The sequence below is a fragment of the Rhodosalinus sediminis genome (assembly GCF_003385555.1).
Taxonomy (GTDB): Bacteria; Pseudomonadota; Alphaproteobacteria; order Rhodobacterales; family Rhodobacteraceae; genus Rhodosalinus; species Rhodosalinus sediminis.
Genome location: NZ_QOHR01000020.1, coordinates 42,861 through 52,352 on the forward strand (window position 1 = coordinate 42,861; position 9,492 = coordinate 52,352).

The following is a 9,492-nucleotide window of genomic DNA, read 5'->3' on the forward strand; positions in this document are numbered from 1 at the left end:
TCCTCCCCGGGCCGAGCCAAACCCGGCGGCGCGCGATTGTCCAGCCTCAGCGCCGCCCGCGCAGATGCGCGAGCCGCAGGAGCGTGCGCTCCATCAGCGCCATCTGCGGCGCGGTCTGATTCGCCGAGCGCAGCGTGCGGTCGGTCTCGGCCAGCACCTCGAGCGCGGCCTGCAGCCGCTCGGCGCCCCAGGCGCGGGCCTGCCGCTCCATCCGGTCGCGCCGCGGCCCCCAGACCGGCGGGCGCAGCCGCGCGATGCCCTTGCCCGGCCCCTCGGGATCGGAGGCCGCGCGGTAGAGCGCGCGGAAGTGCCGCCCGGCCGCGATCGAGAGGCGGACGGGCGTCACCCCCTGCGCGGCGAGGCGCTGGATGAGCGGGCCGATCTCGCCCTCGCGCGCCTCGGCGGCGGCCTCGATCACCGCGTCGGCCTCCGCCTCGGTGGAGGCGGGCGCGAGGCGCGACACCTCCCCGGCCGAGAGCGGCGCCGGGTCGTCGAGCTTGTAGAGCGCGAGCTTCTCGAGCGTCTGGCGGAAATCGCCGGGCTCGAGCGTGCGGCCCAGCGCGAAGAGCGCGTCGAGCGCCTCGCCCGAGGCGCCGGAGAGCCCGGCGCGGACGAGCTCGGCCTGGATTTCCTCGCGCCCGGGCGGGTCGTCGTAGATCGCGGCGGCGCGCGCGCTCTGGTGGCCCTCGAAGAGCTTGCGGAGCTTCGAGGCGGGCTTGAGCTGCCCCGCGGTGACGACGATCTGCGCGTCGCCCGGGCGCCAGGCGTCGAGCGCGGCGGCGATCGCCTCGGCCTGCCCGTCGCCCGCGTCCTCCACGAGCACGACGCGCGCGCCGGGGAAGAAGCCCTGCGCCTTGATCGCGTCCATCAGCGCGGCCGGATCGCGGCGCAGGTCCGCCCCCGCGATTCGGGTGAGCCGCATCTCGCCCTCGCCCTCCGGCCCGATCAGCGCGGCGACGGCCTGCTGGCGGCGGTGGGCGACGCGCATCGGGTCGGCGCCGTAGATCAGGAGGCCCGCCGCCTGCGGGTCGGGCGCGGCGCAGTAGCGCGCCACCTCCCGCGCGGCGAGCTTCATGGCGCGGCCGCCCCGAGATCCGACATCAACAGCCGCTCCACCAGCCGGTCGGCGAGAAGCGTGGCGAGGCGCTCCTCCGCGTCGCGCTCGGCCGCGCGGGCGGCGAGCGGCGAACCGGTGGAGGAATAGCCGGTGAAGCCGCGCACGCGCCCCTCGGCGACGGGCTCGGCGCCGGGCGCCGCGGGGCGCAGCCGCCAGTCCGCGCGGCCGAGAAGCTGATAGCGCGTGGTGCGGCCGTCGGCGGTGGTGCCGAGGCCCTCGCGCTCCACCGTGAGGGGCGCCTCGAGCCGGTAGCGCGGCGCCTCGGCGCGGCCGAGGCGCGCCTCCAGCCGGCGGGTGAAATGGTAGCCGAGGCGCGTCTCGGGCGCCGGCACCGCGACCTGCCCCTGAAGCGTGCGGCCCGCGCCGCCCGGTCCGTAGACCGGCGCGAAGCCGCAGCCGGCGGCGAGCGCCGCGGCCGAGAGGGCGAGCAGGCGGCGGCGGTCAGAGCACCACATTCACGATCCGGCCCGGCACGACGATCACTTTCTTCGGCGCGCCCCCGTCGAGCGCGCGCGCCACCGGCTCGCTTTCGAGGGCGGCCTTCTCGACCTCCTCCTTGCCGAGATCGCGGGGCACGGTGATCTCGCCCCGGCGCTTGCCGTTGATCTGGACGGGCAGCGTGATCTCGTCCTCGACCAGCATCGCCGCGTCCGCGACGGGCCACGGCGCGTCGAGGATCAGCCCCTCGTGGCCGAGCGTCGCCCAGAGCTCCTCGGCGAGGTGCGGGGTCATCGGGGACATCAGCTGCGCGAGGGCGGCGGCGGCCTGCCGCTTCGCGGCGCCGCCGGCCTCACTCTTGGCGAGCGTGTTGGTGAAGGCGTAGAGCCGCGCGATGGCGGCGTTGAAGCCGAAGCTCTCCACGCCGCCGGTGACCTCGTGGATGGTCTTGTGCATCTCGCGCAGGAGCGCCTCGTCGGCCGCTGGCGCGCCCTCCTCGGCGGGCTTCTCCGCGATCTCGGAAACGATGCGGTACACGCGGGAAAGGTGGCGGTGCGCGGCCTCGGCGCCCGCGGCGGTCCATTCCACGTCGCGCTCCGGCGGGCTGTCGGAGAGGACGAACCAGCGCACGGTGTCCGCGCCGTACTGCCGGATGATGGTGTCCGGATCGACGACGTTCTTCTTGGACTTCGACATCTTGGCGGAGGGGACGACCTCCACCTCCTCGCCGGTGTCCCTGAGGACCATACGGCCGTCGCGGTTCTCCACCGCGTCGGGGAAGTGATAGACGGGCCGGCCCTCGGCGTCCGTCGTCTGATAGATGGCGTGCGTCACCATGCCCTGCGTGAAGAGCGCCTCGAACGGCTCCTTCGCGCTCTCGGGCAGGTGGCCGCAGATGTGCATCGCGCGGGCGAAGAAGCGTGAGTAGAGGAGGTGCAGGATCGCGTGCTCGATGCCGCCGATGTACTGGTCGACGTTCATCCAGTAGGGCGTCTCCTCCGGGTCGGTGGGCGCCTCGGCGCGCGGCGCGGTGAAGCGCGCGTAATACCACGAGCTGTCCACGAAGGTGTCCATCGTGTCCGTCTCGCGCCGGGCGGGCTTGCCGCAGGCGGGGCACTCCGTCCGCGCCCAGCTCGGGTGACGGTCGAGCGGGTTGCCGGGCACCGAGAAGTCGATGGGCGCGCCGTCCTCGTCGTAGGGCAGCGTGACCGGCAGGTTCTCCTTCTTCTCCGGCACCACGCCGCAGTCGTCGCAATGCACTACCGGGATCGGGCAGCCCCAGTAGCGTTGCCGCGAGAGGCCCCAGTCGCGCAGGCGGTACTTGGTCACGCCCTGGCCCACGCCGTTGTCCTCGCAGAAGCGGATGGCGGCCTCCACGGCCTCCTCGCCGGTCTGCTCGGTCTCGCCGGCGAAGCCGCGGATGTAAATCACGCGCTCGGACTTCGGCGGCACGAAGGCGGGGCCGCCGTCCTCGGCCAGCGGCTGGCCGTCGTCCTCGACCGGCGCGAAGGTGGAGATCACCGGCAGATCGTATTTCCGCGCGAAGTCGAGGTCGCGCGGGTCGTGCGCCGGGCAGCCGAAGATCGCGCCGGTGCCGTAGTCCATCAGGATGAAGTTGGCGATCCAGACCGGCAGCTCCCAGCTCGTGTCGAAGGGATGGCGCACCTTGAGCCCGGTGTCGTAGCCCTTCTTCTCGGCTGTCTCCAGCTCCTCCTCGGAGGTGCCCATGCGCCGGCACTCGGCGTTGAAGGCGGCGATGCCGTCGTCGTGACGCTCGAGCGCGCGGGCGAGCGGGTGGTCCGGCGAGACGGCGACGAAGCTCGCGCCCAAGAGCGTGTCGGGCCGGGTGGTGTAGACCTCGATCCGGTCGTGGCCCTCGGCCTCCTCGACCATCGAGAAGGCGAACTGCAGGCCGCGGCTGCGCCCGATCCAGTTGGCCTGCATGGTCTTCACCTTGGCCGGCCAGTCGTCGAGGGTGTCGAGCGCGTCGAGCAGCTCCTCGGAATAGTCCGAGATGCGGAAGAACCACTGCACCAGCTCGCGCCGCTCCACGGCCGCGCCCGAGCGCCAGCCCTTGCCGTCGATCACCTGCTCGTTGGCGAGCACGGTCATGTCCACCGGGTCCCAGTTCACCACCGCCGCCTTGCGGTAGACGAGGCCCTTTTCGAGGAAGTCGAGGAAGAGCGCCTGCTGCTGGCCGTAATACTCCGGGTCGCAGGTGGCGAACTCCCGGCTCCAGTCGATCGAGAGGCCCATCGGCTTCATCTGGTCGCGCATCTGCGCGATGTTGCCGTAGGTCCAGTCCTTGGGGTGCCCGCCCGAGGCCATCGCGGCGTTCTCCGCCGGCATGCCGAAGGCGTCCCAGCCCATCGGGTGCAGCACGTTGAAGCCCTGCGCGCGCTTGTAGCGCGCGACCACGTCGCCCATCGTGTAGTTGCGCACGTGCCCGATGTGGATGCGCCCCGAGGGATAGGGGAACATCTCGAGGACGTAGTATTTCTCGCGCGCGGGATCGGGCGCGGCGACGAAGGCGCCGGCCGCATCCCACGCCCTCTGCCATTTCGGTTCGATCTCGGCGGGCGCGTAGCGGGCCATGGGCGGTCCTCGGTTGCGGTCTCGACTGCGCCCCGGGTGATAGGCGAGGCCCGCCCGAGGGTCCAGTGCCGCGGGCCGAAAAGCGCGCGCCCGCGCGCTTGGCCCGCCGCCCCCGCGGCGCTATGCCGGGGACCAAAGCACGGGCGGCGGGCGCGGGCATGGACATCCTGATCATCCATCAGAACTTTCCGGGGCAGTACAAGCACCTCGCCCCCGCGCTCGCGGCGCGCGGCGACCGGGTGGTGGCGCTGACGCTCAAGGTGACGAAGCCCGTGACCTGGCAGGGGGTGCGCGTCCTGCCCTACACGCTCCACCGCGGCAACGGGCAGAACGTGCACCCGTGGCTCGTCGATTTCGAGACGAAGCTCGTGCGGGCCGAGGCCTGCCACGGCGCGGCGACAAAGCTGCGCGAGCAGGGGCTCATGCCTGACGTGATCCTCGCCCACCCCGGCTGGGGCGAGAGCCTGTTTCTCAAGGACGTCTGGCCGGAGGCGCGGCTCGGCCTCTACTGCGAACTCTACCACGAGGCGGGCTATCCGCACACCGGCTTCGACCCGGAGTTTCCCGGCACCGAAGGCCCGCGCGAGCCGCTGCGCCTCCGGATGAAGAACCTCAACAACCGCCTGCACTTCGAGGTGGGCGACGCCGGCCTCAGCCCGACGCGCTTTCAGGCCGACACCTTCCCGGCCCCGTTCCGCGAGCGCATCACCGTGGCGCACGACGGGATCGACACAGACGCCGTCGCCCCAGACCCGGAGGCGCGGCTGGCGCTGGAGAGCGGGCGGACGCTCACCCGCGACGACGAGGTGATCACCTTCGTCAACCGCAACCTCGAGCCCTACCGGGGCTATCACGTCTTCATGCGCGCCCTGCCGGAGCTTCTGCGCCGCCGGCCCGCGGCGCAGGTCGTCCTCCTCGGCGGGGAGGGGACGAGCTACGGCGCGCGCCCGCCCGAGGGGCGCACGTGGAAGCAGATCTTCATCGACGAGGTGCGCGGCGGGATCGCCGACGCCGACTGGGCGCGCGTGCATTTCCTCGGCCGGGTGCCCTACGAGCGCTTTCTCTCACTCATCAGGGTCTCCCGCGCGCATGTCTATCTCACCTACCCCTTCGTGCTCAGCTGGTCGCTGCTCGAGGCGATGAGCGCCGGCGCCGCCATCGTGGCGAGCGATGTCGCCCCCGTGCGCGAGGCGATCACCGACGGCGAGACGGGGCTGCTGGTGGATTTCTTCGACCGGGCGGGGCTCCTCGATCGGGTGGAGGCGCTGCTGGACGACCCGGACCTGCGCACGCGGCTCGGGGCGGCGGCGCGGGCGCATGTCGCCGGGGCCTACGACCTGCGCCGCGTCGCCCTGCCCGCGCAACTCGACTGGGTGGATCGGCTGGCCCGCCTCACGCCGCGCCCGCCGCGCGACTGACCGGGATCAGAAGCGGCTGTCGCGCTCGCGCAGCTGCCGGGCGCGGGCGAGGATCGCGTCCTCCACCGCGCGCTGCGTGGCGGCGTCCACCGGGCCCGAGCGGCGCTGCAACGCCACCTTGAGCGAGCGCGCGTCGAGCGCCGGGTCCGAGACATAGACCGTCGCGCGATAGGCCGCGCCGCCGCCCGGCGGGGTGCCGTAGCCGGTGGTGATGACGCCGGTGAAGGGATCGACCGACTCGACCGGCAGGAAGCTCAGCACCTCCAGCGCGCCGTTCCAGATGTAGCGGTTGACGGCGACCGTGGTGTCGTTGCGCTGCGGGCCGAAGAGATCCCAGACGGTGGAGCGCTGGGGGCCGACGTACTCGGGGTGACCCACCGGCAGGCTGCTGCTGGCCGCGGGGCCGGAGCCGGTCTCGTCCGTCGCGCCGCCGGCGGGGCCGACCCGCTGGCCGCAGGCCGTCAGCGCGGCGAGCGCCGCCCCGGCGAAAAGCATCCGTAGTGCGCGCGATCGCGTCATGGCCGCCCCGTCCCAGACATCGCCGCACACCTACCCAAGCGGCGACGCGCGGGCAAGGACTTTCCCCGAGGCGCCCGCGCGCGGGGGCTCGCCGGGGACGCCGGGCCATGTGTGGCAATGCTGCACCATCCGCGCCCGCTTTGCCGCAACGCCGGTCCTGCCGCTTGCGCGAAGCCCCCGAAACGCGCCAAAGACGAGCCATACCCAGACCGGGGTCCGGCCTGGGGGCGCAAGACGACAAAAGTCGAGGGAAAAACCATGCAAAAGCTTCTTTTCGCGACGACCGCACTGGTCGCGACGGCCGGGATGGCCGCAGCGGATGTCACCTTCGGCGGCTACGCCCGCTGGGGTATGGAATACGTCGAGGACCGCGATACCGAGACGCAGATCGAAAGCCGTATGCGTCTCATCGTGACGGCGACGACGGAGTCGGACGCCGGCCTGTCCTTCGGTGCGCAGACCCGTCTGAACATCGACGAGGATGATCTCAACACGTTCAACCAGCCGCGCTTCTACGTCGCCTACGAGGGCCTCGAGGTCTCGGTCGGCAACACGCAGGGCGCGTTCGAGTTCATGCCGGGCATGTACACCGACTCGGTCGGCCTGAACGGCCTCGGCTACGAGAACGTCGTGTTCAACTACGCGGCTGACGCCTACTCCTCCGGCGGCCAGGGCCGTCAGGGCATCGACGTCAAGTACTCGATGGGCGCCCTCTCGGCTCACCTCTCGTACTCGACGGACGAGACCGGCGGCAGCTCGGTCACGGACGGCGACGACCGCCTCGCCGCGTTCCTCGCCTACGACGTCAACGGCTGGACCCTCGCGGGCGGCTTCCAGGACGTGAACGACGAGGTTGTTGGTGATGCTACCGCAACTGGTGGTGCTGCTTTCGAGACCAGCGGCAACGCCTACACCAACTGGGTGCTGACGGCCTCCGGCCCGGTCGGCCCGGCCACGATCATCGGCAAGATCGCGTCGAACGACTACAGCAACGTCGCGGCCGACCTCGACGGCGACGGTAATGCTGATGGCTTCCACCCGGTCGGCGACGACGCGATGGTGTACCACATCGGCGCGACCTTCGACGTTGCCGCGGCGACCACGGTCAGCGGCTTCATCAACAACGACGAAGCGCTCGACCAGGGCGACGGCGTGACGCAGTTCGGCGCCGGCTTCGTGCACGACCTCGGCGGCGGCGCATCCGTCCGCGGCGGTGTCGCGACGATGGGCAACTTCTTCGACGACGAGACGATCACCAAGGCAGACCTCGGTGTTCAGTTCAGCTTCTGATCCGACCCGGATCTGAGGCGACAGGGGGCGGGCCTTCGGGCTCGCCCCTTTTCTTTCGCCCCTTTCCTTTCGGCGGGCGCGGTGGCATCCCGTGCCCCGTGCCGCGAGGGGGGACCGATGACGCTCGACACGATCCGCGACCGCATCGCCCGGGCCGAGGCGCGCGCCGGACGCGCGCCGGGGTCCGTGACGCTGATCGCCGTCTCGAAGCAGCAGCCCGAGGACCGCGTCGCCGCCGTGCTGGACGCCGGCCACCGCGTCTTCGGCGAGAACCGCGTGCAGGAGGCCGCGACCCGCTGGCCCCCCTTCCGCGCGCGCTATGAGGGCATCGCCCTGCACCTCGTCGGCCCGCTCCAGACCAACAAGGCGCGGCAGGCGATGGAGATGGTGCAGGCGATCCACTCCCTCGACCGGCCGAAGCTCGCCACGACGCTCGCCCGGCTCGCGGACGAGCTGGGCCACTGCCCGGAGCTGTTCGTGCAGGTCAACACCGGCGAGGAGCCGCAGAAGGCCGGCGTCCTGCCGGGGGATGCCGACGGCTTCGTGGCGGAGTGCCGCCGCCTCGGCCTGCCGGTCCGGGGGCTCATGTGCATCCCGCCGGTGGACGAGGCGCCGAGCCTGCATTTCGCGCTGCTGGCGAAGATCGCGGCGCGCAACGGGCTCGACGGGCTGTCGATGGGGATGTCGGGCGACTTCGAGGAGGCGATCGCGCTGGGCGCGACGCATGTCCGCGTGGGCTCGGCGATCTTCGGCGCGCGGCCGGGCTGAGCGCGCGTCGCGCCCGTGCGGGCGCTCCTTGCGAGACGGACGCGCCTTGGGCGGGCGTTCAGGGCACGATCAGCCGCGTCTCGTAGCCGATCAGCCCGGCGATGCGCCTGAGGTGGCGCGGGTCGAGCGCCACGCAGCCCGCCGTCGGATAACCCGGCCGCCGCCATGCGTGCAGGAAGATCGCCGAGCCGCGCCCCGGCTGCGCACGCGGCCAGTTCCAGTCCGTCAGGATCACCAGATCGTAAAGTGTATCGGCCCGGCGCAGCCGTTCGTGGCCATGCGCGTGCGGCGCGCGGACCATCAGGTTGTAGTCGGGGTCCGCCGGGTCGTCGGACCAGAGATCGCCCGGCCGGATCGGCACCGCCCAGTCCACCGGCCGCGCCATCCGGTCGGGGCGATAGAGGAGCCCCACGATCCGATGCACGCCGCGCGGCGTCGCGCCGTCGCCCTCGCGCTTGGCGTCCGTCACGCCGCCCCGCCCGATCGCGCAGGGCCAGCGCCGCCCCATGAACCGGAGCCCCCGCGGCGTCAGCACCATATCGCGCGGCGTCACAGCAGGTGCCCCGACTTCGCCGCCTTGGTGGCGAGGTAGCCGCTGTTTTCCGCCGTGCGCCCGACGGAGAGCGGCACCCGCTCGACCACGGTGAGGCCCTGCTCCTCCATCATGGTGAGCTTGGCGGGGTTGTTCGTCATCAGCCGCACCTCCGAAAAGCCCATGCGGCGGAGGATGTCCGAGCCGATGCGGAAGTCGCGCTCGTCGTCCTCGAAGCCGAGGCGGTGATTCGCCTCCACCGTGTCGAAGCCCTGATCCTGCAGCGAATAGGCGCGCAGCTTGTTGGCGAGGCCGATGCCCCGCCCCTCCTGGTTGAGGTAGAGGAGGACGCCCGCGCCCTCCGCCCCCATCTGCGCGAGCGCGCCCCTGAGCTGCGGGCCGCAGTCGCACTTCAGGCTGCCGAGCACGTCGCCGGTGAAACAGGCCGAGTGCAGCCGCGCGAGCACCGGCGCGTCGCGCCGCGGCTGGCCGACCTCGAAGGCGTAGTGCTCCTCGCTGCCGTCGCCGGGGCGAAAGACATGGAGCCGCCCGGCGCCCGCCGCCTCCACGGGCACGCGCGCCTGCGCCACCGGCGCGAGCGGCCCGGTCTCGGCCAGCCGCGGCTCGGCGAGCGCGGCGGGCAGGAGGGTGAGCCGATGCTCCCGCGCGAAGCCCGGCCCGTCGGTCAGATCGGTGACCACCGCCGCGGGCAGGAGATGCGCGGATTTCACCAGCGCGAGCGCCGTGCGGTGGAGCGCCGCGTCGCCGCCCCGCAGGCTGCGCAGCGGCCCCTTCATCGGATGCGTCAGGTCGCC

The 9,492-nt window shown here is 72.3% G+C and carries 9 protein-coding genes; 3 read left to right on the forward strand and 6 right to left on the reverse strand.

Going from position 1 to position 9,492, the window contains the following annotated elements:
• Positions 1-46: 46 nt before the first annotated feature.
• The 3 genes from holA to leuS are packed head-to-tail and all read right to left on the reverse strand — an operon-like array spanning position 47 to position 4,150.
• Positions 47-1,075: a DNA polymerase III subunit delta gene (gene holA, locus DRV84_RS12360; RefSeq protein ID WP_115981153.1), complete on the reverse strand. Its 1,029-nt coding sequence runs from the start codon at positions 1,073-1,075 to the stop codon at positions 47-49.
• A complete protein-coding gene (gene lptE, locus DRV84_RS12365) occupies positions 1,072-1,572 on the reverse strand; it encodes an LPS assembly lipoprotein LptE (RefSeq protein ID WP_115981155.1) in 501 nt (166 codons plus the stop codon). The genes holA and lptE overlap by 4 nt, the downstream gene beginning before the upstream one ends.
• Positions 1,559-4,150 carry a leucine--tRNA ligase gene (gene leuS / locus DRV84_RS12370; RefSeq protein ID WP_115981157.1) on the reverse strand — a complete coding sequence of 864 codons (2,592 nt, stop codon included), beginning with the start codon at positions 4,148-4,150 and terminating at the stop codon, positions 1,559-1,561. The genes lptE and leuS overlap by 14 nt, the downstream gene beginning before the upstream one ends.
• 158 nt (positions 4,151-4,308) lie before the next feature.
• Between leuS and DRV84_RS12375 the strand changes: the two genes are divergently transcribed.
• Entirely contained in the window at positions 4,309-5,568 is a 1,260-nt protein-coding gene (locus DRV84_RS12375) for a glycosyltransferase (protein ID WP_115981159.1), read from the forward strand.
• A gap of 6 nt (positions 5,569-5,574) precedes the next feature.
• Here DRV84_RS12375 and DRV84_RS12380 read toward each other — a convergent pair whose 3' ends face one another.
• Entirely contained in the window at positions 5,575-6,087 is a 513-nt protein-coding gene (locus tag DRV84_RS12380; RefSeq protein WP_115981177.1) for a DUF3576 domain-containing protein, read from the reverse strand.
• A gap of 258 nt (positions 6,088-6,345) precedes the next feature.
• On the opposite strand from DRV84_RS12380, the gene DRV84_RS12385 reads away from it, so the two are divergent.
• The gene (locus tag DRV84_RS12385) at positions 6,346-7,377 is read left to right on the forward strand and encodes a porin (RefSeq protein WP_115981161.1); all 1,032 of its coding nucleotides are present in this window, start codon (positions 6,346-6,348) and stop codon (positions 7,375-7,377) included.
• Between the two features lie 117 nt (positions 7,378-7,494).
• Positions 7,495-8,145, forward strand: a complete 651-nt coding sequence (locus DRV84_RS12390; RefSeq protein WP_115981163.1) for a YggS family pyridoxal phosphate-dependent enzyme — start codon at positions 7,495-7,497, stop codon at positions 8,143-8,145.
• A 58-nt stretch (positions 8,146-8,203) separates the two neighbouring features.
• Here DRV84_RS12390 and DRV84_RS12395 read toward each other — a convergent pair whose 3' ends face one another.
• On the reverse strand, positions 8,204-8,698 hold the full coding sequence (locus DRV84_RS12395) for a L,D-transpeptidase family protein (RefSeq protein ID WP_115981165.1): 495 nt from the start codon (positions 8,696-8,698) through the stop codon (positions 8,204-8,206).
• Positions 8,695-9,492: GTP cyclohydrolase II (gene ribA / locus DRV84_RS12400; protein ID WP_115981179.1), on the reverse strand; the 798-nt coding region annotated here is incomplete at its 5' end. The genes ribA and DRV84_RS12395, both read right to left, overlap by 4 nt.

Coding starts and splice junctions, on each gene's coding strand:
- holA (WP_115981153.1), bottom strand. CDS start 1,075: ATGAAGCTCGCCGCGCGGGAGGTGGCGCGCTACTGCGCCGCGCCCGAC.
- lptE (WP_115981155.1), bottom strand. CDS start 1,572: ATGTGGTGCTCTGACCGCCGCCGCCTGCTCGCCCTCTCGGCCGCGGCG.
- leuS (WP_115981157.1), bottom strand. CDS start 4,150: ATGGCCCGCTACGCGCCCGCCGAGATCGAACCGAAATGGCAGAGGGCG.
- DRV84_RS12375 (WP_115981159.1), top strand. CDS start 4,309: ATGGACATCCTGATCATCCATCAGAACTTTCCGGGGCAGTACAAGCAC.
- DRV84_RS12380 (WP_115981177.1), bottom strand. CDS start 6,087: ATGACGCGATCGCGCGCACTACGGATGCTTTTCGCCGGGGCGGCGCTC.
- DRV84_RS12385 (WP_115981161.1), top strand. CDS start 6,346: ATGCAAAAGCTTCTTTTCGCGACGACCGCACTGGTCGCGACGGCCGGG.
- DRV84_RS12390 (WP_115981163.1), top strand. CDS start 7,495: ATGACGCTCGACACGATCCGCGACCGCATCGCCCGGGCCGAGGCGCGC.